The 22,067-nt window shown below is 63.7% G+C and carries 22 protein-coding genes; 4 read left to right on the top strand and 18 right to left on the bottom strand.

What is annotated here, in order from left to right:
- Positions 1 to 45: 45 nt before the first annotated feature.
- Genes NKI50_RS20605 through NKI50_RS20590 form a run of 4 tightly spaced genes read right to left on the bottom strand, consistent with a single transcriptional unit; the run spans position 46 to position 3,858 of the window.
- Positions 46 to 1,026 (bottom strand): hydroxyacid dehydrogenase, encoded by a 981-nt coding sequence (locus tag NKI50_RS20605; protein WP_352717437.1) that lies wholly within the window; start codon positions 1,024 to 1,026, stop codon positions 46 to 48.
- Position 1,027: 1 nt separating this feature from the next.
- Positions 1,028 to 1,744 (bottom strand): FadR/GntR family transcriptional regulator, encoded by a 717-nt coding sequence (locus tag NKI50_RS20600; RefSeq protein WP_352483633.1) that lies wholly within the window; start codon positions 1,742 to 1,744, stop codon positions 1,028 to 1,030.
- 1 nt (position 1,745) lies between these two features.
- Positions 1,746 to 2,915: a mandelate racemase/muconate lactonizing enzyme family protein gene (locus tag NKI50_RS20595; protein WP_352495521.1), complete on the bottom strand. Its 1,170-nt coding sequence runs from the start codon at positions 2,913 to 2,915 to the stop codon at positions 1,746 to 1,748.
- A 55-nt stretch (positions 2,916 to 2,970) separates the two neighbouring features.
- The gene (locus NKI50_RS20590) at positions 2,971 to 3,858 is read right to left on the bottom strand and encodes a sugar phosphate isomerase/epimerase family protein (RefSeq protein ID WP_352495520.1); all 888 of its coding nucleotides are present in this window, start codon (positions 3,856 to 3,858) and stop codon (positions 2,971 to 2,973) included.
- 395 nt (positions 3,859 to 4,253) lie between these two features.
- Here NKI50_RS20590 and NKI50_RS20585 point away from each other — a divergent pair, with 395 nt between their 5' ends.
- From NKI50_RS20585 to NKI50_RS20575, 3 genes are all read left to right on the top strand, one after another.
- Positions 4,254 to 5,309, top strand: coding sequence for a sugar phosphate isomerase/epimerase family protein (locus NKI50_RS20585; protein ID WP_031194931.1), 1,056 nt, complete (start codon positions 4,254 to 4,256; stop codon positions 5,307 to 5,309).
- 153 nt (positions 5,310 to 5,462) lie between these two features.
- Positions 5,463 to 6,650, top strand: coding sequence for a Gfo/Idh/MocA family protein (locus NKI50_RS20580; RefSeq protein WP_352495519.1), 1,188 nt, complete (start codon positions 5,463 to 5,465; stop codon positions 6,648 to 6,650).
- A 177-nt stretch (positions 6,651 to 6,827) separates the two neighbouring features.
- Entirely contained in the window at positions 6,828 to 7,679 is an 852-nt protein-coding gene (locus NKI50_RS20575; protein WP_352483631.1) for a sugar phosphate isomerase/epimerase family protein, read from the top strand.
- 23 nt (positions 7,680 to 7,702) lie between these two features.
- Here the strand turns inward: NKI50_RS20575 and phnE (NKI50_RS20570) are convergent, their stop codons facing one another.
- From phnE (NKI50_RS20570) to phnG, 11 genes are all read right to left on the bottom strand, one after another.
- Complete coding sequence (gene phnE, locus NKI50_RS20570) at positions 7,703 to 9,070, bottom strand: phosphonate ABC transporter, permease protein PhnE (protein ID WP_352642631.1); 1,368 nt, start codon at positions 9,068 to 9,070, stop codon at positions 7,703 to 7,705.
- Between the two features lie 2 nt (positions 9,071 to 9,072).
- Entirely contained in the window at positions 9,073 to 10,029 is a 957-nt protein-coding gene (gene phnE / locus NKI50_RS20565) for a phosphonate ABC transporter, permease protein PhnE (protein WP_031194926.1), read from the bottom strand.
- 52 nt (positions 10,030 to 10,081) lie between these two features.
- The gene (gene phnD, locus NKI50_RS20560) at positions 10,082 to 10,990 is read right to left on the bottom strand and encodes a phosphonate ABC transporter substrate-binding protein (RefSeq protein WP_023721976.1); all 909 of its coding nucleotides are present in this window, start codon (positions 10,988 to 10,990) and stop codon (positions 10,082 to 10,084) included.
- Positions 10,991 to 11,077: 87 nt separating this feature from the next.
- On the bottom strand, positions 11,078 to 11,926 hold the full coding sequence (phnC, locus tag NKI50_RS20555) for a phosphonate ABC transporter ATP-binding protein (protein WP_023721975.1): 849 nt from the start codon (positions 11,924 to 11,926) through the stop codon (positions 11,078 to 11,080).
- A gap of 221 nt (positions 11,927 to 12,147) precedes the next feature.
- Positions 12,148 to 12,765 (bottom strand): DapH/DapD/GlmU-related protein, encoded by a 618-nt coding sequence (locus tag NKI50_RS20550; RefSeq protein WP_352483629.1) that lies wholly within the window; start codon positions 12,763 to 12,765, stop codon positions 12,148 to 12,150.
- Positions 12,762 to 13,469: a phosphonate C-P lyase system protein PhnL gene (gene phnL, locus NKI50_RS20545; RefSeq protein WP_352717434.1), complete on the bottom strand. Its 708-nt coding sequence runs from the start codon at positions 13,467 to 13,469 to the stop codon at positions 12,762 to 12,764. The genes NKI50_RS20550 and phnL overlap by 4 nt, the downstream gene beginning before the upstream one ends.
- A gap of 211 nt (positions 13,470 to 13,680) precedes the next feature.
- The gene (phnK, locus tag NKI50_RS20540; RefSeq protein ID WP_352642636.1) at positions 13,681 to 14,457 is read right to left on the bottom strand and encodes a phosphonate C-P lyase system protein PhnK; all 777 of its coding nucleotides are present in this window, start codon (positions 14,455 to 14,457) and stop codon (positions 13,681 to 13,683) included.
- Positions 14,454 to 15,365, bottom strand: coding sequence for an alpha-D-ribose 1-methylphosphonate 5-phosphate C-P-lyase PhnJ (locus NKI50_RS20535; protein ID WP_352642638.1), 912 nt, complete (start codon positions 15,363 to 15,365; stop codon positions 14,454 to 14,456). The genes phnK and NKI50_RS20535 overlap by 4 nt, the downstream gene beginning before the upstream one ends.
- Complete coding sequence (locus NKI50_RS20530; RefSeq protein ID WP_352642640.1) at positions 15,362 to 16,474, bottom strand: carbon-phosphorus lyase complex subunit; 1,113 nt, start codon at positions 16,472 to 16,474, stop codon at positions 15,362 to 15,364. Before NKI50_RS20530 ends, NKI50_RS20535 begins: the two co-directional genes overlap by 4 nt.
- Position 16,475: 1 nt before the next feature.
- On the bottom strand, positions 16,476 to 17,087 hold the full coding sequence (phnH, locus tag NKI50_RS20525; RefSeq protein WP_352642642.1) for a phosphonate C-P lyase system protein PhnH: 612 nt from the start codon (positions 17,085 to 17,087) through the stop codon (positions 16,476 to 16,478).
- Positions 17,087 to 17,548, bottom strand: a complete 462-nt coding sequence (phnG, locus tag NKI50_RS20520; protein ID WP_352642644.1) for a phosphonate C-P lyase system protein PhnG — start codon at positions 17,546 to 17,548, stop codon at positions 17,087 to 17,089. The genes phnH and phnG overlap by 1 nt, the downstream gene beginning before the upstream one ends.
- A 134-nt stretch (positions 17,549 to 17,682) precedes the next feature.
- Here phnG and phnF point away from each other — a divergent pair, with 134 nt between their 5' ends.
- Entirely contained in the window at positions 17,683 to 18,426 is a 744-nt protein-coding gene (gene phnF, locus NKI50_RS20515; RefSeq protein ID WP_352642646.1) for a phosphonate metabolism transcriptional regulator PhnF, read from the top strand.
- Between the two features lie 18 nt (positions 18,427 to 18,444).
- Here phnF and NKI50_RS20510 read toward each other — a convergent pair whose 3' ends face one another.
- The 3 genes from NKI50_RS20510 to NKI50_RS20500 all read right to left on the bottom strand — a co-directional run bounded on the left by NKI50_RS20510 (position 18,445) and on the right by NKI50_RS20500 (position 22,046).
- The gene (locus NKI50_RS20510; RefSeq protein WP_352642648.1) at positions 18,445 to 19,461 is read right to left on the bottom strand and encodes a zinc-binding alcohol dehydrogenase family protein; all 1,017 of its coding nucleotides are present in this window, start codon (positions 19,459 to 19,461) and stop codon (positions 18,445 to 18,447) included.
- Positions 19,462 to 19,530: 69 nt separating this feature from the next.
- Positions 19,531 to 20,496, bottom strand: a complete 966-nt coding sequence (locus tag NKI50_RS20505) for an ABC transporter permease (RefSeq protein WP_352483622.1) — start codon at positions 20,494 to 20,496, stop codon at positions 19,531 to 19,533.
- On the bottom strand, positions 20,493 to 22,046 hold the full coding sequence (locus tag NKI50_RS20500; protein WP_023721964.1) for a sugar ABC transporter ATP-binding protein: 1,554 nt from the start codon (positions 22,044 to 22,046) through the stop codon (positions 20,493 to 20,495). Before NKI50_RS20500 ends, NKI50_RS20505 begins: the two co-directional genes overlap by 4 nt.
- Positions 22,047 to 22,067 lie beyond the last annotated feature (21 nt).

Genomic DNA, 22,067 nt, shown 5'->3' with positions numbered 1-22,067 from the left:
CAACGTCGCTGGCGAATTCGGGAAAATTGAGGCGTAGCCTGCGCTTTAGAAATCGGCAGGGAACCGCCGCCGGTAGTGCTCGACCACTTCGGGATTGCGCAGATTAACCGGCAATCTGTTGGCCAGCACCAGCAAGGCTTCGCCAGCCGCGCCGACGCCCATGCGCATCATCGACTGTTCGGTGATCCCGGCCATGTGCGGGGTGACGATGACGTTGTCGAAGCCGAAGTAGGGATGGTTGGGCGGCAGCGGTTGTGTCGCAAAAACGTCGAGCGCGGCGCCGCCGATGCGGCCCTTCTGCAGGGCCTCGATCAGCGCGTCGTCGTCGATCACCGGCCCGCGCGAAACATTGATCAGCAGCGCATCCGGCTTCATCCGGTCGATACGTTCCCGGCTGATCAGCCCCCGCGTTTCGGGCGTCAGCGGGCAGCACAGAACGATGATGTCGCTCTGCTCGATGAGCGCATCGATCGACAAGAAGCCGACGCTGTCCGGCGCCGGCCGCATGCTGCGCGTCGTTGCCACCACATTCAGATCGAAACCATGGGCGGCGATGTGGCCGACCGCCTGGCCAATTGCGCCGAGGCCGACAATGCCGATCGTCTTGCCGGCAAGCTCATTGGCCATGACGGTGTGTTCGCGGCCGGCCAGCCAGCCCTTCGCCCGCAAGTCGCGGTCCAACACACGAAAGCGCCGAAGCAGCGCCAGTGCCGCGAACATCACATATTCGGCGACCGAGCGCGCGTTCACTCCCGGAACGTTCGCCACCAGCACGCCCGCCGCGTTGGCCGCTTCCATCGGTACCATGTCCAGCCCGGCGCCGTGGCGGATCGCGGCCCTGAGCCTGGTCGCGCCTTCGAAAAGCGCCGCAGGCAACGGAGCGCGAACAATGATGACATCGGCGTCCCTTGCCTCGGCGGCCAGCGTGGCCGCGTCGAGAGCGGAGGCAACGACGAGTTCGCCGGCCCCTGTCAGCATGGAAGAGGCACGGGGGTGCAGTCTGTGTGTCGACAGGATCTTGGGCATTTCAGGCCTTTTCGAGCGCTGGGCTTTGCGGTTCCGCCTCACGCCCCTCGATCAGCCCCTTCCAATAGCTTTCGGCGCCTTGCAGATGAGCGCTCATCAGCGCCTGGGCGAGGTTGCCGTCGCGGCGCAGCAGCGCCTCGTAGATCTGGATGTGCTCGGCATGCGAGCGCACGCTGCGTTCGGGATCGTTGAAATAGATCGGCAGGCGCATCTCGCCCATCATGTAGTAGACGCTGCAGACATTGTGGAACACACTGTTCTTGGTCGCCCGCACGATCTCGAGGTGGAACTCGCGGTCTTCCCTGGCAAGGCCTTCGCCGGCCGCTATGCGATCCTCTGAGGCCTTCAGGATCTCGCGCAGCCGCTCGAAATTCTCCTCGGTGGCGCGGGAACAGGCAAGTTCGGCGGCCTTGATCTCGTGGATCTTCCGCAACTCGACCGTCTCGTAGATCTGGACAGGATCGAGCGGCAGGCCGGCGCGGGCGAACAGCGCCATAGCCTCGACGCTCGCCTGCTTTGTATCGATGTAGATGCCGGACTTCGCCCGTCGTTCGACGATGCGCATGGCCTCGAGAATGGCCAGCGCCTCGCGGATCTGACCGCGGCTGACGCTGAAATGCTCTGCCAGTTCGCGCTCCGACGGCGTGCGGCCCGTCTCCTTGTCCGAATGGGAGAACAGGTAGGCGGCGAGTTCCGCGAGAAGGTTCTTTTCTTTCATGTCAGCCGTGTTGCGCGTGCGCCTCCAGGAACCGCTCCGAAATAGTGAATCCCAGCCCGGGTCTATCAGGGATCGCTACCATACCGTCCTTTGCTTCGACAGTCTCTTCGATCAGATCGTGGATCATCGGGTTGGCCCCGAGTGAATATTCGACGGTGAAGCTCGCCGGCGAAGCGGCGCAAACATGCAGCCCGGCAAAAAAGCAGGGCGCGCCCGCCCAAAGGTGCGGCGCAAAGCGCAGATTGAAGGCGCTGGCGATGGTTCCGATCTTCATCGCCTCGCTGATGCCGCCGCAAAAGGCCGGATCCGGCTGGAAGATATCGGCGGATTTGAGTACGGCGAGATCGCGGAAGGCGTAGCGCGTCGCCTCACTCTCGCCGGTGGCAATCGGGATCGAGCCGCAGGCGCGCACCTCAGCCATGCCGCGCTTGTCGTCGGCGATCACCGGCTCCTCGAACCAGGCGAGATCGAGGTCGCCAGCGAGATGGATGAAGCGCTTGGCTTCGGCCACCGTGTAGGTGCCGTGCGCGTCGACCATCAGGTCGATGTCGGGACCGAGCGCCTGTCTTGCAGCGCGGACGCGGGCGGCGGAGACGTGCGGGGCGCCGTCCATGGCGCCGACGCGCATCTTCAGCGCCTTGAAGCCGCCCTTGGCGACGTAGGATTGCAGCTGATCGCCGATGGCTTCCGCAGTGGCCCAGCCGCCGGAAGCATAGGCCGGCATGCGGTCCAGCTTGCGGCCGCCGAGCAGTCGCCAGACCGGAACGCCAAGTGATTTGCCGAGAATGTCCCACAATGCGATGTCGACGGCGCTGATAGCGGCGATGCTCATGCCGCGTCGCGCCAATTGCGGCATGGCGTGGCCGGCGCGGGCGGCGCTGTCGTGACGCGCGCCATTGTAGAGCATCTCCCAGATGACGCCGATGTCGGCCGGGTCGAGGCCGACCAGCTGCGGCCCGACCTCATGGTTCAGCAAATGGACAAGGGCGCCGTAGCTGCCGGCGCTGCCGGCGGCGTTCTTGCCTTCGCCCCAGCCGACAAGCCCGTCGTCGGTTTCGATGCGCAGGATGGCGGCGTCGAACGTCGCCACCTGACCGAAGTCGCTGCGGTGCTGCTTCGCGGCTTCGATCGGTATGCGAACCCACCAGGCTTGGACCGTCTTGATGCGCATGTTCATCCTCGGCCCGGCCGCGGTGAGGCGGAAGGGCTCTTTCCAAACGGCTTGGCTACTTGATCAGCGGCAGCAGCGTTTCCGCATTGATGCGCATCTGGTCAGTGTAGAATTTTTCCGTGAGCACGCTGGAGCCGTGGTCCTGAATGAATTTCAGCTGCTCTGGCGAGATGTCGACCGGATTGCGTTCGACCATGTCGGGATAGGGGGCTGCCGGCGTGCGGTCGACTGGGGCGACGAATTCATTGGTCAGCGCGCCGTCATAGCCGATCTCCTTCAGCGTGCCGACAATCTTCGGCCAGTCGATCTGCCCGAGGCCGGCAGCGAAGCGGTTGTTGTCGGCGACATGGAAGTCGTACAGGCGCTTGCCGACCTGCCGGATGGCGTCATAGACGTTAAATTCTTCCATGTGGATGTGGTAGGCGTCGAGGCAGACGCCGCATTCGGGGCTGACCGCATCGGCAAGGGCCAGTGCCTGGGCGCCGCGGTTGAACAGGTAGGTTTCGAAGCGGTTGAGCGGCTCGACCGCGATCTTGACGCCGACCTTCTTGGCGTGGGTGAAGCATTCCCGGGTGGCGTCGACCACCCATTTCCATTCCTCTTCCTCGGTGCCGTCCGGCACGACCTTGCCGACGGTGGCGGGAACCAGCGTGATGATCTCGCCGTCGAGCTCGCTGACCATGGTCAGCACGTCCTTGACATATTGCACCGAGCGCTCGCGCTGGCTCTGGTCCTTGGCGGCGAGATTGCGCTCGCCCAGCATCAGCGTCACCGCTCCCCAGCAACGGATGCCGTACTCGTTCAGCAGCGCGCGTGTTTCCTTGGTCTTGTACTGTTCGGGTTCGCCGGAAATCTCGATCGACTCATAGCCGAATTTCTTGATGCGCTTGAGCGTCGTTTCCAGCGGCTCCGCCCGCATCCAATTGTGCGTCGAAAGATGCATGGTCTATCCTTCCCAGAATCGCCTGTACCAGTTCGCCTGCGACGCACTCTGCCGAAGTGCGCTGCATGATTCCTCCCCAAAGGCCTCCCAGCATTTTTTTGGCAAACTGGTTCGACCAATTGGGCTTGATGGGAGGTCTACAGTAATTTCATCTGGACGGCAAGAAGTGCTACCATCAAGCGCCGTCTCTTGCTTACAGCATTGATTACGTTGAATTATGTTGGGCAGCTCGGCATGGTTGCAGGACTGCGGCCGCGCGTCAAATGGCTTGACCAGATTTCGGCATTTGGTAATACCAGAATAGCGGCGCCGAGCGCGCTGTGCAAAGAGACCAAAGAGGCTGGCCCTGTTTTCAATCGGCGCTATGCTTGGTCGCGAAACATAGGGAGATGCCGATGCCGACGACGATGAAGGGGCCTGGTCTGTTCCTGGCGCAGTTTGCGGGCGACGCCGCTCCGTTCAACTCGCTGGCCTCGATCACCAAATGGGCGGCCGGTCTGGGCTACAAGGGCGTGCAGATCCCGACATGGGACGCCCGGCTGTTCGATCTCGAGAAGGCAGCGTCGTCGAAGGCCTATTGCGACGAGGTGAAGGGCATCTGCGCCGATGCCGGCGTCGAGATCACTGAACTGTCGACGCATCTGCAGGGTCAGCTGGTGGCGGTGCATCCGGCCTACGACGCACAATTCGACGGCTTCGCTCCACCTGCGGTGCACAACAATCCAAAAGCCAGGCAGCAATGGGCGGTCGAGCAGATGAAGTTCGGCGCCAAGGCGTCGAAGAATCTCGGGCTCAAGGCGTCGGTGTCGTTTTGCGGGGCGTTGGCCTTCCCTTACCTCTACCCGTGGCCGCAGCGGCCGGCGGGATTGATCGAGGAAGCATTTGCCGAACTCGGCAAGCGCTGGAAGCCGATCCTCGACGTCTATGACGAGAACGGCGTCGATGTCGGCTACGAAATCCATCCGGGCGAGGACGTGTTCGACGGCGCGACATTCGAGATGTTCCTCGATGCGGTCGGCGGCCACAAGCGCTGCAACATCAACTACGACCCGTCGCACTTCCTGCTGCAGCAGCTCGATTATCTCGAATTCATCGACATCTACCACGAGCGGATCAAGGCGTTCCACGTCAAGGATGCCGAGTTCAATCCGACCGGGCGGCAAGGCGTCTATTCGGGCTACCAGAGCTGGACCAACCGTGCCGGGCGGTTCCGCTCGCTCGGCGACGGACAGGTGGATTTCGGCGGCATCTTCTCCAAGCTTACCCAATACAACTATGATTCATGGGCGGTGCTGGAATGGGAATGCTGCCTGAAGCACCCGGAGGATGGTGCTGCCGAGGGCGCTCCCTTCATCCAGCATCATATCATCAGGGTTACGGAAAAGGCATTCGACGATTTCGCCGGCGGCACGACCGACAAAAAGGTGCTGCGCGGGATGATGGGGATCTAACACAGCTTTCCCTCCCCCTTGAGGGGAGGGTCGATCCGCGCAGCGGATCGGGGTGGGGTCGCTGGGTTGAGCTCGGCATTGACCGACCCTCCCGGCCCTTCGGGCCACCCTCCCTCAAGGGGAGGGGTATCTCAGACAACGAGGGAGAAAATCATGGTCGGCGCATCGAAGGCGGAAACCGGGGGCGGTCCGATCCGCTACGGCATGGTTGGCGGCGGACAAGGCGCCTTTATCGGCGCGGTGCACCGCATCGCGGCGCGCATGGACAACGAGTTCGTGCTGGTCGCCGGCGCGCTGTCATCGAATCCGGAGCGCGCCAAGGCCTCGGCGGCCGAGCTTGGGCTCGATCCGGCACGCAGCTACGGCTCCTATGCCGAGATGGCCAAGGCGGAGGCCAAGCGGCCGGACGGCATCGAGGTGGTCGCCATCGTCACGCCGAACAATGTGCACGTGCCGGCTGCCAAGGCTTTTCTCGAGGCCGGCATCCACGTCATCTGCGACAAGCCGCTGGCGACGACGCTGGCCGAGGCAAAGAAGCTGGCGGCGCTGGTCGAAAAGACCGGCAAAGTGTTCGTGCTGACGCATAACTACACCGCCTATCCGATGGTGCGGCAGGCACGCGAGATGGTGGCCAAGGGGCAGCTCGGCGATATCCGCATCGTGCAGTTGGAATATCCGCAGGACTGGCTGACCGAGGACCTGGCCGCCACCGGCCAGAAGCAGGCTGCGTGGCGCTCAGACCCCAAGCAGGCGGGTGCGGGCGGTGCGCTGGGTGATATCGGCACCCATGCCTATAACCTTGCCCGTTTCGTCTCCGGGCTGGAGCTCGATTCGTTGTCGGCCGATCTCGATGCCTTCGTGCCGGGGAGGCTGCTCGACGACAACATCAATGTGCTGCTGCGCTTCAAGCCGGTCGGCGGGTCGCACCCGGCCAAGGGCATGGTCTGGGCCAGCCAGGTGGCGCCCGGCCACGAGAACGGGCTGAAATTGCGTATCTACGGCTCGAAGGGCGGGCTCGAATGGGTGCAGGCCGACCCGAACTATCTCTGGTACACGCCGTTCGGCGAGCCGAAGCAGTTGATTACCCGAAATGGCGCCGGCGCGCTCCCCGTCGCGGGGCGCGTCAGCCGCGTCCCGCCAGGGCATCCGGAAGGCTATCTCGAAGGTTTCGCCAACATCTACCAGGAAGCCGCGCGGGCTATTCGTGCGGCGCGCCGGACGGGCGGCAAGCCGGCTAAGGATGTCGTCTTCCCAACCGTGCAAGACGGCGTCGAAGGCATGGCCTTCATCGAAGCCTGCGTGAAGTCGTCTAAGAAGAATGGGGCGTGGACGAAGCTTTGAAGGGGTGGTGATATTCAGGTGAGGCCGGCCTGCAAATGGCAGTTTTCCTGCGCTTCCGGTGCTCACGTACCAAAAGTACGCTCCGCTCCGGTTCTCGGAACCTACCATTTTCGGCTCGGCCTGACCTGAATCTACCACTCCTCGGGCGCGATCGAGCGAATGAAGGGAGGGGCGTCGATGAAGATCGGCATGTGCATGCTGTTGTGGACGACGGCCGTGTCGAAAAAACACGAGCCGCTGTTGAGAGACATCAAGACGACCGGCTTCGACGGCGTCGAAATACCGGTCTTCTCCGGCGCGCCGGACGGCTACAAGAAGCTCGGTGATCTGCTCGACCGAATCGGGCTGCAACGCACCGCCGTCTCGGCCATGGGCGATCCGGCGATGAACCTGATCTCGCCGGATGCCTCGACGCGCAAGGCCGGTATCGACTACATGAAATGGGCGATCGACTGCGCGCAGGCGCTTGGCGCAGACACGTTGAGCGGCCCGTTGCATTCGACGCTCGGGGCCTTCTCGGGCAGCGGGCCGACGGCGGCCGAGAAAAAACGTTCGATCGCTTCGCAACGCGCTATTGGCGACCATGCCGGCAACAAGAGCGTCACCATCGGGCTGGAGGCGCTCAACCGCTTCGAATGCTATCTGCTCAACACGATGGACGATTTGTCGGAGCATATCGACGCGATCGACCGGCCGCACATCAAGGCGATGTACGACACCTTCCATGCCAACATCGAAGAGGCCGACCCGATCGGCGCCTATACACGCAACCGCAAGAACGTCGTCCATATCCACATTTCGGAGAACGACCGCGGCGTGCCGGGCCGCGGTCACATCCCCTGGAAGGAGACTTTCTCCGCCATCCGCGAGAGCGACTATGACGATTGGCTGACGATCGAGGCGTTCGGCCGCTCGCTGAAGGATTTGGCCGCGGCCACCAAGGTGTGGCGCGACTTTTCCGAAGGCCCGGAAGCTGTTTACCGCGACGGCTACAGGCACATCAGGAGCGGCTGGAAGAAGGCGGCCTAACTGCCGCCGGCGCAACGCGGCCGTCACCCCTGGCCGGCCTGGATCCTGTTGTAGTCGTGGATCGTCCTGCTCAAGCGGCGGCGCAGGAAATTGGAAATGTTGTCGAAGATGAAAACGACGAGCAGGACCAAGAGCACCATGTAGAAGACATTGGCCCAGTTGGAGTTGGTGCGCATCGCTTCCCAAAGCTTCAGGCCGATACCGCCGGCACCGACAGCGCCGATGATCGTTGCGCCCCTGGTGTTGGATTCCCACTGGTAGAGCGTCTGGCTGATGAAGACCGGAATCACTTCCGGCAGCACGCCATAGCGCTGCACCAGCAAGCCGTTGGCGCCGGTCGACTGGATGCCCTCGCGCGGCTTGTCGTCGATGTTCTCGAGGCCTTCCGAATAGACTTTGCCGAGCGTGCCGATCTCGGTGAAGAAGATCGCGGCGCTGCCGGCAAGCGGGCCCGGGCCGAAGGCGCGGGTGAAGAACAGCGCCCAGATCAGCATGTCGACCGAACGCATGAAATCGAAGAAGCGCTTGAGCACCTGACTGATCACGCCGCTCGGGGTGATGTTGCGGGCGGCAAAGAAGGCGAGCGGGAAGGCGACGATGCTGCCGAGCAAGGTGCCGAGAAATGCCATTACGATGGTCTGGAACAGCTTCGTCCAGACATCGCCATGCTGCCACTGGGCGTTGTACCAGATATTGTCGGCGGCCAGCGTGATGTTAGATGTGCCCGGCTTGAGCTGGGGTCCGGACATCAGCAACGAGACCACCTCGCCGGGCGACTTGCCGAAGAAGGGCGAGCGTGTGTCGAAGACGAAATTCGCCCAGCCGAGGAAGCGCTTGCGGACCTTGACGCGATCGACGGTTATGCGGACCTCGCCGGCAAAGCCCATCCTGGCGACGATTTCGTCGTCGTGTGCGGTGATCCAGTCCGGCACCAGGCCGGATATCACCGGCTTGCCGCTGGCCAAGGACACCGGCACCGTCTGGCCATTGGCGACCAGCATCGCCTCGGTCTTGTCGAAGGTAACCGATTTGGCCCGGCCGTCGATCAGAATGGTGTAGGAGCCGTTCGCACTGGTGATGACCCAGTCGGGATGAGGATCTTCGCCGAGCGCGGAAAAACGCGGGTATTTGGGCGTGATCTGAGGCTGATCGAGACGGAATTCCGGCTGCAGATCGTAGCTGATCCATTGCGTCAGAAAGAGCGGCAGGCGCTCCCAGTGGGATTCCCTCAGAACTTGCGGCAGGCTGAAGAACCACAAGGTGTAGACGAGGTAGAGCAGGATGCCGGCGAACAGGACCAGCGGGCCGAAGCGTTTGTACAGGGGCCGCCGGAACACATGGGGGAAGCGCTCCTCGATCGACTGCATCTCATCGGCGGTCATTGCGGCCATGCTCAGGCGCCCATCATGAAAGCCTGCTCGCCGACGAGCTTGCGGCGAAGCCAGGCAGAGAACTGATCGACGAGGAAGATGGTGGTGAACAACAGCAGCACCAGAGCCAGCGTCTTGGCGCCGAAGCCGCGCGAGATGGAGAGCTTCAGCTCCTCGCCGATGCCACCACCCCCGACCGCGCCGATGATGGTCGAGATGCGGACATTGATCTCGATCCTGAGCAGCGTGTAGGACGTGAAATTGGGCAGCACCTGCGGCAGGGCAGCGAAGCGCATGCGCTCGAACCAGTTGGCGCCGACGGCGCGCAGGCCTTCTTCGGCGCGCATGTCGATGTTTTCGTTGATCTCGTAGAAGAGCTTGCCGAGGGCGCCGATCGAATGCAGGCCGATGGCGATGATGGCTGCGACCGGGCCGGTCGAGAGGATGGCTGCGAACAGGCCGGCAATGACGATCTCCGGGAAGGCGCGAAGCAGTTCCATGAAGCGCTTGACGACGAGCCTGAGCACCGGACTGGGCGTCAAGTTGCGCGCCGCGATGAAGGAGAAGGGCACCGCAAAGACGAAGCCGATGAAAGTGGAAACCAGCGCCACGTTGAGCGTGGTGAGCATCAGCTCGAAATATTCGGGTAGATAAAAGCCGCGCCAGAGATAGACGCGGCCAAGCGGGAAGTTGAACTCCTGGCTGCCTTTGTCGTGCGGCGATGCGATGTCGAACAGCGCGCGCCAGACGTCATTCCAGTCCTTGGGAACAAGCCAGCTAAGGAAATCCAGTATGTGCGGCAGCCGATCGAAGAAATGTCCGGCATTGGCCTCGTCGGCGAACCACATGGCTGTGCACATGGCAACAAGCAGCAAGCCGATGCCGAGCGCGGTGTAGAACCGGCGCAAGGACGTCTGGCGTCGCCAGGTGTCGGCCGTCCGCCGGGTCGCGTCTGAACGGATCGTGGCTGAGATGGTCATGATCGGCATGCAAAAAGGGCGGCGCTGGTAAGGCCGCCCTTTTCAATTGCATTCACCCGCCGATCGCGGCTTTGCGGGCTTCGACGATGACGCTGTAGAAGTCCGGCTTCACTGGAACGTAGCCAGTGAAATCGCCGCCTTCGATGGCTTCGAAGCAAGGCTTGTCCTTGGCCGGCAAGCTGGTGAAGAAGTTGGCGAGCTTGGCGCTCATATCGCCGCCGAGCGCGGTGCGCACGACCAGCGGGCCATTCGGGATCAGGCCGGAGCGCCAGACTTCGACGAAGTCGTTGGGGTCGACGGCGCCCTTGGCGACTTCCTTGTGGAAGGTGCCGGACGTGTAACCGTTCTTGAAGTCGCCGATGCCCGAGGAGTCGTCAACCGCCACGTCGACCTTGCCGTCGCGGACGGCGAGAAGGTTGTTCTCGTGGCCGCCATTGAACTGGGTCGAGGCGAAGAAGGTTTCGTTCGAAGCGCCGGTGTCCTTCGGGATCTGGGTCAGCGGGATCAGATAGCCCGACGTCGAATCCGGGTCGGCATAACCGAGCTTCTTGCCCTTGGCCGATTTGATGTCGGTGATGCCGGACGACTTCAGCGCCAGGCCTATCGAATAATAACCGGTCGCACCGTCGGTCTGCTGGGTGGTGAGGATCGGGGTCACCGCGTTCGGATCCTTGAGGTAGACGCTGGCATAGCCCGACGCACCAAGCTCGGCGAAATCGAGCGTGCCGCCGAGCAGGCCCTGGATGACGCCGTCGTAGTCGGCGGCCGGGAACAGCGAGACCTTCTCGAAGCCGAATTCGGACGTCAGGTGATCGGCGAGGCACTGAAAATTGCGCAGCCGGTCCGCTTCATTTTCACCGCCAAGGATACCGATGCGGAATTCCTTGATATCCTGGGCGTGAGCGGCACTGGCCGCGATGGCGAGCAATGAAACCGCGCCAAAAACCATCTTCCTGAACATTGGGTCTCTCTCCTTTGATCCGGCCTCGCGCCGGTTGCGATCGAATTTTGACGAGTGCCTTTGACGCGGGCGGCGATCAGGCCGTTCTCAATAACCAGGAAACGCTGGCTCGAGCGGTCCGGCGGATGCAGCGATTTTCTGTTTGATGGCGACACTGGTCGAGGTGATGGCCTCGGAGATTTCGCCGCCATTGCTGTCGGCGCCATAGACCATGCGCACCGCCTCGCGATTGAGGTCTTCGGGCGGGCCGTCGAAGACGACCTTGCCGGCGGCCATGCCGATGATGCGGTTGCAATAGTTGCGCGCCGTATCCAGCGTATGCAGATTGGTGATGACGGTGATACCCTCGCGCAAATTGATATCCTGCAGCGAATCCATCACCACTTTGGCGTTGAGCGGATCGAGCGAGGCAATCGGCTCGTCGGCGAGCAACACCTTCGGCTGCTGCATCATGGCACGCGCGATCGCAACGCGCTGCTGCTGGCCGCCGGAAAGCGTGCCGGCGGGCTGCAGCGCGGTGCGGGCGATGTCCAGGCGCTCGAGGGCTGCAACCGCCTCGGCGCATTCGTTGCGGGAGAACATGCCGAACAGGTTGGACAGGGTCGAGCGGTGGTTGAGCCGGCCGAGCAGCACATTGGTCAGCACATCGAGGCGCGGCACCAGATTGAACTGCTGGAAGATCATGGCACAGTCGCGTTGCCAACGCCGGAGCGGCGAGCCGCGCAACCCGGAAACCTCGACGCCGTCGAACAGGATGGATCCCTGGCTGGGATCGATGAGGCGGTTGATCATGCGCAGAAGGGTCGATTTGCCGGCGCCGGAGCGGCCGATGACGCCGACCATCTGTCCTTGCGGGATCGAGATGTGAACATTGCTGACGGCGGTGTTCTTGCCGAACCGGCGGGTGACGCCGCGGATTTCGAGCGTAGCTGACATGGTGCAGGCTCCAGTCCAATCGCAATTGAAGGTCTGTTAACCCTCGCTAGCGCAGCTACGTGAACCTGCGGTGTCTGATTGATGTCAGTTTTGTTACCGCCCACAGCCTGGAGCGGGGCGGGATCAACTCGGCGCGAGAAGCTCGAATGGTGAATGGTGATAAGAAAGGCTTTCCTGAGCCTCGAAATTTAATCGCTGCCCGCCATTACCATTCACGATCCTTAGCCACCATACTTCTCCAGAAAAGCCTCCGCCGACAGCTCCCGGAAATCGTCGAGCGCGGCGCGCAGCCTTGCATGATCCCAATCCCACCAGGCGAGCGCCTGATAGCGCTCCGCGGTGCGGCGGTCGAAGCGCTCGCGGATCGGCTTGGCCGGTACGCCGCCGACGATGGTGTAGGGAGCGACGTCCTTCGATACCACTGCGCCGGCACCGACCGCCGCACCGTCGCCAACGGTGACGCCGGGCAGGACGGTCGAGCCATGGCCGAGCCAGGTGTCGTGGCCGATGGTGACGCGTTTGGCGCGGCGCTGAGCGAAGAATTCGCTCTCGTGCTCGGCGTCGTCCCAATAGTCGGAGGCGCGATAGGTGAAATGGTGCAGCGTCGGCCGCCAGGTCGGATGATTGGTGGCATTGATGCGGACGCTGGCGGCGATGTTGGCGAATTTGCCGATTGTCGCGCACCAGACGCTGCAGTCCTGCATCATGTAGGAATAGTCGCCGATCATGCTTTCCGAAACCCGGCTTCGGTCGGCGATCTCGGTCCAGCGGCCGAGCGTCGAGTTCTCGATCTCCGCCGTCTCGTGGACCAGCGGGGCCTCCGACAATTTCCTGGTCATGCGGCGATTTTCCCAGCGGCGAAGGCGGTCACGTCTATGATGCGATCGGCGACGGCTTCGCGCACGTCGTAATCGTGGAAGATGCCGAGCAAAGCGACGCCCGCCGCCTTCTTGGCGGCGATCAGGGAAATCACGACGTCCCGGTTCTTCCCATCAAGCGAAGCGGTCGGCTCGTCGAGCAGCAGGATCGGATGCTCGGTGATGAAGCCGCGCGCGATGTTGACGCGCTGCTGTTCGCCGCCGGAGAACGTCGCCGGCGGCAGCGCCCAGAGTTTTTCCGGCAGGTTCAATTGGGCCAGCAAGTCGCGTGCCTTGCCGCGCGCGGCTTCGCGCTCCTCGCCGCGCTCGACCAGCGGTTCGGCGACGACATCGAGCGCCGAGACGCGCGGCACGGTGCGCAGGAACTGGCTGACATAGCCGATCGTGAGCCGGCGCACGGCTAGCACGGTGCGCGGGCTGGCCGTGGCGAGATCGATGAGCCCGTCCTCGTGCTGGACGATGATCTGGCCTGCGTTGACGGCATAATTGCCGTAGAGCATTTTCAGGATCGAGCTCTTGCCGGCGCCGGACGGGCCGCCGAGCACGGAGCATTCGCCGGCCCTGATCGCGAAAGAGACACCGGCGACGACAGGCAGTTTGATGCCGTCGCGCAGATGCATGGTGAAGCTCTTGGCGACATCGGAGACGACGAGCGGGGTTGCCATCAGAGGGTGCTCCATTCGCCAGTCGTTTGCGGGCCAACACCCCCCTCTGGCCTGCCGGCCATCTCCCCCTCAGGGGGGGAGATTGGCTGTCGCATTCGGTTTCGCCATTCTCCTGTGTCGCAGAACGGGCGGGACATAAAAGCTGCCGATCTCCCCCCTTGAGGGGGAGATGGTCGGCAGGCCAGAGGGGGGTACGCCGGAGCAATCATCGTCACACCTGCAGAATCGAGGAGACAAGCAACTGGGTGTAGGGCGCGCGCGGACCGTCGAGGACGCGGTCGGTGAGGCCGCTTTCGACAACACGGCCGTCCTTCATCACCATCATGCGCTGCGACAACAGCCGCGCCACGGCGAGATCGTGGGTGACGACGATGGCCGCCAGGCCGAGATCGGTGACCAGCCCCCGCAGCAGATCGAGCAGGCGTGCCTGTACCGAAACGTCGAGGCCACCGGTCGGCTCGTCCATGAACACCAGCCGCGGCCCTGTGACCAGGTTGCGGGCGATCTGCAGGCGCTGGCGCATGCCGCCGGAGAAGGCGCGCGGCTCGTCGTCGATGCGGTCCTCGTCGATCTCGACGCGCGACAGCCAGTCGACCGCCGTCGCGCGGATCCTGCCATAGTGGCGGTCGCCGACCGCCATCAGCCGTTCGCCGACATTGGCGCCGGCCGACACCGTCATGCGCAGCCCGTCGGCGGGGTTCTGATGGACAAAGCCCCAGTCGGTGCGCATCAGGAAGCGGCGCTCGGCCTCGCTCATGCGGTAAAGCTCACGGAACTGGCCGTCGCGCATGCGGTAGCTGGCGGTGCCGGAAGAGGGCAGCAGCCGAGTCGACAGGCAGTTGAGCAAAGTCGTCTTGCCGGAACCGGATTCGCCGACCACCGCCAGCACTTCGCCCGGCCACAGATCAAAGGTAACGTTCTCGCAGCCGACGCGCGAGCCGTAGAATTTGGACAGCGCCGAAACGCGCAGCAGCGGTTCGTCGGTCATTCAGCCGGCTCCATTTTTCCTGGGGCAAGATGGGTCTCGGGCGCGAGATGGCCGCGGTGGCCTTCGGCGCGCCGCTTCTCGCAATAATCGGTGTCGGAGCAGACGAACATGTGGCCGCCATGGTCGTCGAGGATGACCTCGTCGAGATAGACGTTCTCGGCCGCGCACAGCGCGCAGGGCTGGTCGAAGGTCTGCACTTCGAAGGGATGATCCTCGAAGTCGAGGCTGACCACCTCGGTAAAGGGCGGCAGCGCATAGATGCGTTTTTCGCGGCCGGCGCCGAACAACTGCAGAGCCGGCGAACGGTGCATCTTGGGATTGTCGAATTTCGGCGTCGGCGACGGATCCATCACATAGCGGCCTTCGACCTTGACCGGGTAGGCATAGGTGGTGGCGATGCGGCCGTGCCTGGCGATGTCCTCGTAGAGCTTCACATGCATGAGGCCGTATTCCTCAAGCGCATGCATTTTGCGCGTCTCCGTTTCGCGCGGCTCGAGGAAGCGCAGCGGCTCGGGGATCGGCACCTGATAGACCAGCATCTGACCGGCACTAAGCGGATATTCAGGGATGCGGTGGCGCGTCTGGATGATGGTCGCCTTGGCCGTCTCGGTGGTGACGGCGACATTGGCGACCTTCTTGAAGAAGGCGCGGATCGAAACCGCATTGGTGGTGTCGTCGGCGCCCTGGTCGATGACCTTGAGTACATCGTCCGGGCCGATGATCGAAGCGGTGACCTGCACGCCGCCGGTGCCCCAGCCATAGGGCATCGGCATTTCGCGCGACGCGAACGGCACCTGATAGCCGGGGATGGCAATGCCCTTGAGGATGGCGCGGCGGATCATCCGCTTGGTCTGCTCGTCGAGATAGGCGAAGTTGTAGGTGGCGATGTCGGTCGGTTGTCCGGTCATTCGGCGGCCTCCCTCTTCTCTTCGGCCTTGCCGGCGTTTTCGCGGGCGTCGTGCGCGGCGCGCATGCGGCGCACGAGGTCGAGCTCGGCCTGAAAATCAACATAGTGTGGCAGCTTCAAATGCTCGACGAAGCCGGTCGCCTGGACATTGTCGGAATGCGAGATGACGAACTCTTCGTCTTGCGCGGCGGCGACGACATCTTCGCCGAATTCGGTTGCACGAAGAGCGCGGTCGCATAGCGCCATGGCCATCGCCTTGCGCTCGCTCTGGCCGAAGACGAGGCCGTAGCCGCGGGTGAATTGCGGCGGCGCCTTGGCCGAGCCCTTGAACTGGTTGACCATCTGGCATTCGGTGACGCGGATGCTGCCGAGCGGCACGGCAAAGGGCAGTTCCGGCACGTCCAGTTCCAGTTCGACCTCGCCGATACGAACCTCGCCGACGAAAGGATGGTTGCGCGCATAGCCGCGCTGGGTGGAATAGCCGAGCGCCAGCAGAAACCCCTCGTCACCGCGCGACAGCGCCTGCAGGCGGATATCACGCGCCATCGGGAATTCGAGCGGCTCGCGGGTGATGTCGCCGGGGACATGATCCCCGGGCATGTCGCCGTCGGGCTCGATCAGGCCTTCACGGGCGAGGATGGCGGACACGCGCGGCATCGCCTCCGCCTCGCCTGCACGCTGCTCCGGTTCAGCGACATCGCCGCCGGCGGCAAGCTCGGGGTCGAGCAGCCGGTGGGTATAGTCGAAAGTCGGGCCGAGCAACTGGCCGCCAGGCAGGTCCTTATAGGTCGCCGACACCCGCCGCTCGACCAGCATCGTGCCGGTGTCGATCGCCCTGGTGTAGCCGAAACGCGGCAGCGTCGTGCGATAGGCGCGAACCAGGAAGATCGCCTCGATCATGTCGCCGCGCGCCTGGACGATGGCGAGTGCCGCCAGTTCGCGATCATAAAGCGAACCTTCGCTCATCACGCGGTCGACGCCGAGCGCCAGCTGCTCGACGATCTGGTCGAGGCGAAGTGCCGGCACCGAACGGTTGCCGCGCCGGCGGTCGGCGAGCAATTTGTGGGCGTTGCGAATGGCCGCTTCGCCGCCTTTTACCGCGACATACATGCTACGCCTCCATCGTCTTGATGCGCGTCGTGCGCGGCAGGCAGGCAATTGCGTCGGACGTGGCGAGGATGATGTCGACGCCACGCGGAAAGCGCTGATTGTTCTGCTTCCATTGCTCGACGAAATGGCGCGGCATTTGCGCCGGCGCGATCGTCGCCGTCTTCTCGATGCCGGGGCCTTCGAGCAGCAGCGCAGCGCCGGAGACGAGATCGCCGACCCCGAGGACCAGCGTCGTGGAACGGTCGGGATAATCCTGGGTGCCTTGCGAAAACCCGTCGAGCGCCATCATCTCGGCCGGCGTGGCAATCAGCGCGAAATGCGCGTCGGCCGGGGTGTTAGCCAGCGGCGTGCCGGTATGGAAGCCAAGCCAGGATTTCACCGCCGCCGACCCCTGCAAAGCCGGGTCGAGCCAGAGCGGCGTGTCGGTGTCGCAGAGCGCCAGAGCAATGGCGCCGGCGGTGGCCGACAGCGGCGACGGCGGGTGGGCGAGCGCCGGCAAGGGCTGCACGCTGCCCGGCCGCGCCATCGCGTCCATCACGGCGCGGAATACGGTCTGGGCGTTGAATACCGGATCGGCGAAGCCGCCCTCGATCGATTGCACGGCTGCGTTCATCAGTCTTCTCCGCGTACCATGGTGAAGAAATCGACCTTGGTCGCCGCCGTCTCGGCGCGGCGCTGGTCACGGGCCTTGGCCAGCGCCGCCTGCAAGGGCGCGACGATCCTGGTCTCGACCTCGTTGCGGCGGGCCGGGTCCTGCCAGAGTGCGTCGGCGATTGCCGCCAGCCTTGCCTTCTGCTTGTCGCGACCAAGCGCGTTGCAGTGGCCGACATGGCCGGACGCAAGCCGCACCGTGGCGCGGGTGACCGTCGCCTCGCCGACATTGAAGGGAGCGCCGCCGCCGCCGATGCGGCCGCGTACCGTAACTAGGCCGGTTTCGGGGCCACGCAGAAGTTCAGCTTCGGAAGGCAGGCCGGCTTCGTCCCAGAGGCGGACAATGTCGTCGCCGGACGATTGCGCCAGCGTCGCCATTACGGCCCTGCGCTCGGCCTGCTCTCGCGCTTCCCGTCCTCGCATGGCTGCTACTCCTCGTTTGCGTGCATTTGTCTATTGATATAGACAACTATACAAATTCTATCTATTATCTAGCGTGTGTCTATGACGTGTACGTGACACGGGCCAAAAGGTCGGCGCAAAGATTGGGGCGGGAAATGATCGGGCAAGCCAACAGCATCGAGCGGCGCAGCGGTGTCGCGCTATGGCGGCAGATCGCCGACCAGATCCTGCATTCGATCGCCGTCGGCGATTTTCCCGAGAATGCCGCGCTGCCGCCTGAGGTGGCACTTGCCGAACGCTATGGCGTCAACCGCCATACGGTGCGCAGCGCTATCGCAGCGCTGGTGCAGGAGGGTGTGCTCAAGGCGGAGCAAGGGCGTGGCACCTTCGTGCTGTCGCGAAAGCGGCTGTCCTATCCGATCGGCGCCCGCACCCGCTTTTCCGAGGGATTGCAAGGACAGGCGTCAGAGCGGCATATCACCTTGCTCGCGTCGTCGGTCGAGCCAGCCAACCGTCGTGTCGCAGAGGGCTTAGGCCTTGTGCAGGGGGCCGACGTGATACGCCTGGAAACGCGGGGCGAAGCCGATGGGATGCCGGTGTCCCGCGCTGCCGGCTGGTTCGATGCCAGGCGCTTTGCCGGCATCGATGCTGCCATGGCAGAAACCGGTTCGATCACGGCATCGCTGGCACGTTTCGGCATCGACGACTATCTCCGGCAATCGACCGTGCTGTCGGCGCGCCATGCCGATGCCGCCGACCTTGCCGACCTCGACCTGCAGCCCGGCGCCATCGTGCTGGTGACGGTCGCCGTCAACGTCACGCCCGACGGTCAGCCGATCCAGTTTTCGGAGTCGCGCTTCCCGGCCGAGCGGATCGAACTCAGACTGTCGGCGCTTTGAGACGCGGCTATCGTTGTGTCATCCGACCTGGATGACCGCCTTGATCAGCCCGGATTTCTCATGTGCCCAGCGGGCGAGGTCGCGCGGCGTCTCGCCAAGCGTGGTGCGGTGGGTGACTAGCTTTGCCAGCGGCACCGCACCGTTGCGGATTGAAGCGGCGACATGGTCGAAATCGGCGCGCAGAGCGTTGCGGCTGCCGATCAGCATCATCTCGCGCTTGTGGAATTCGGGATCGGAAAAGGCGATGTCGTCCTTGACGACGCTGACCAGCACCAGCGTGCCGCCATGCGCGACATGGGCGAAGGCCGACTGCACCGACTGGGTGTTGCCGGTGGCGTCGAAGACCACGTCAAAACCATCGCCGTCGGTCGCCTGTCGCACCAGATCGGCGGCGGCTCCCCGCGAACCGTCGAGGGTCGCGAAGCCGAGTCCGCTTTCGGCAAAGCCAAGCCGTTCAGCGCTCATGTCGAGCAGCGTCACGTCGAGCCCGGCGATCCGGGCGAACAGCGCCGTGCCGAGGCCGATCGGGCCGGCGCCGATGACCAGGGTACGCGCGCCCGATTGAGCCAGCGAGCGCCGCACCGCATGCGCCCCGATCGCCAGGAATTCGACGGCGGCCGCATCGGCCAGCGACAGGCCGTTTGCCGGATAAAGATTTTGCGCCGGCACCAGGATCTGCTCGCACATGGCGCCGTCGCGATGGACGCCGAGCACCTCGATCCTGACGCAGCAATTCGGCTTGCCTTGCCGGCAGGCGATGCATTTGCCGCAGGCGAGATAGGGATTGACGATCACCGCTTCGCCTATTGCCAGATCGACGCCTTGGCCGGTCTCCAGCACGGTCCCCGAGACTTCATGGCCCATGATGCGGGGATAGGCGAGGAACGGGTGCTTGCCTTCAAAAATGTGATAATCGGTGCCGCAGATGCCGACATGACTGACCGCAACCAGCGCCCAGCCCGAGGGCGGCGCGCCAGGCGCCGGGCGATCTTCGAGGACAAGTTCGCCGGGCGAGCGGCAGACGACGGCTTTCATGCTTCAATCCAGTCGGTTCATGGCACCGCCGGCTCTGCTGTTGCGAGGCCGGCGGCTGTTAGGGGCGATCTATTTGCCGCGGCGGCGCAGCCCGTCGAAATAGACGATGACGATGATCAGCACCCCGGTGATGATGCGCTGCCAGAAGGCGTTGACGTTGAGCAGATTGGCGCCGTTGTTGATGGTGGCAAGGATGAAGGCGCCGAGCAGCGGCCCGTGCACGGAGCCGACAGCGCCGAACAGCGACGTGCCGCCGATCACCGAAGAAGCGATCGCCTGCAATTCCCAGCCCTCGGCCTGCGTCGGATTGCCGATGCCGATGCGCGACGCGAGCAGCACGCCGACGAAGGCCGCACACAGCCCCGACAATGTATAGGCCATGTAGATTGTGCGCTGGACGTTGACGCCCGACAGACGCGATGCCTCGGCGTTGGAGCCGACCGAGAACAGGTAGCGGCCCCAGCGGCTGTGGTGCAGGAAGATGTAGGCCGGAATACCGACCAGGATCACCATCCAGAACAGATTGGGGACGCCGACGAAGGAACTGCGCGAGAACGTCTGGAAGGCGTCGTTGTTGATCGAGATCGAGTTGCCGTTGGTCATCAACAGGCCGATGCCACGCAGCGAGGTCAGCGTCGCCAGGGTGATGATGAAGGGTGGCAAGCCCATCTTGACGATGCCGAAGCCATGGAACATGCCAATGGCGACGCCGACCAGCAAGGTAATCAGGATGGCTAGGAAAACCGGTGTGCCGGCGTTGATCAGCATCGCGACGATGACGGTGGCGAAGCCGACAACGGCGCCGACGGAAAGGTCGATGCCGCCGGTGATGATGACGAAGGTCTGGCCGACCGCCAGGATGGCGATCATCGACCCTTGCCGCAACAGGTTCGAGATGTTGTTGGCCGAGGCGAAGCTCGGCGTCGCCACCGACAAGATGATCCACAAAAGAACCAGCAGTGCCAGCAGTGTCAGCCCGAACAGGGCGTTGTAGTTGCGTTTCGGCCTTTCGGCAGCGATCGCCTCGGTGCTCATATCCGTCCTCCCGGTCTTTCTTGTTTCTCGGCCAGCGCCTGGGTGAGGATCTCCTCGTGATCAGCGGTATGAAACCCATGCGTGGCCACCAGCTTGCCGCGCCGGAACACGTGCAGCGTGTCGGCGAGCTCATAGACCTCGGGCAGGTAGGACGAGATCAGGATGATGCCGGCGCCCTTGGATAACAGCGCGCCAAACAGGCGGTAGATCTCGGCCTTGGTGCCGACATCGACGCCGACGGTCGGCTCGTCGAAGATGAACAGCTTGGCGCCGTGCGCGAGCCATTTGCCGATGACGATCTTCTGCTGATTGCCGCCGGACAGGCTGGAGGCCAGCGCACTTCGCGTCGGCGTCTTGATGCGCAGGTCGGCGATCTGGCGATCGGCCTGGGCTTTTTCCTGCGCGCGGGAGATCAGCAGATTGCTTGAGATGCGCTTGTAGATCGGCAGATTGAGGTTGAGCCCGACCGGCAGGTTGAGGCAGAGGCCCTGGTCGCGGCGGCTTTCCGGGGCCAGCGCCATGCCGAGCCTGATCGCGTCATGTTCTGAATTGACCTTGACCTCCTTGCCCTCCCAGAGGATCTGGCCGGCCGCCTTGCGGTGGCGGCCATAGAGCGTGGTGACGAACTCGCTGCGGCCGGCGCCGATCAGCCCGTAGAGGCCGACGATCTCGCCGGCGCGGACGGACATCGAGACATTTTCGAAACCCTTGCCGGACAGGTTCCTGGTTTCTACAAGCATCGCGCCCGGGGTGAAATGCTCCTTGTGGTAGACCTGCTCGATCGAGCGGTTGATCATCATCTTGACCAGCTCGGCGTCATTGGTCTCGGCGATATTCCTGGTGCCGACCAGCGTGCCGTCGCGCAGCACCGAGACGCGGTCGGCGAGCTCGAACACTTCTTCCATGCGATGGCTGATGTAGATGATGGTGACGCCTTCGCCCTTCAGCCGGCGGATCAGCGTGAACAGCTGGTCGGCCTCCTTGCGGGTGAGGTAGGCGGTCGGTTCGTCGAAGATCAGGAATTTGGTGCCGCGCACGGTGGCGCGGGCGGCGGCGATCAACTGCTGCTGACCGATGGTCAGGTCACCCAGCTTGACATGCGCCGGCAGGTCGAAGCCGAGATCGTCGATGATCTTCTGCGCCTGCCTGACCATCGCCCGCTGCTGCAGGATACCGAAACGGGAATCCTCCTCGCCGAGGAACATGTTGGCGGCGACGGTGAGATGGCGGCACAGGACGACTTCCTGATGCACGGCATTGATGCCGAGCGCCATCGCCTCATGCGGCGTCGCCAATGCGGCAGGCTTGCCCTCCCAGATGACGTCGCCGGAGGTGCGCGGCATGACGCCGGTCAGAAGCTTGATCAGGGTGGATTTGCCGGCGCCGTTCTCGCCGACGATGGCGTGGATCTCGCCGGCCTTGAAGGCGAGGTCGACCGGCTTCAGCGCGTGAGTGCCGGGATAGCGCTTTTCCAGCCCGCGGAGTTCGAGGATGGTCCTGCCCGGTTCAAGCGTTGGAGCCGGATGGAGTTCCTGCGCCGTCGACATCATGACAATCCTCCCAGATTGGCC

The sequence above is a fragment of the Mesorhizobium sp. M0563 genome, from assembly GCF_040321065.1.
Taxonomy (GTDB): domain Bacteria; phylum Pseudomonadota; class Alphaproteobacteria; order Rhizobiales; family Rhizobiaceae; genus Mesorhizobium.
This window is presented reverse-complemented; position numbering and strand designations above follow the sequence as displayed.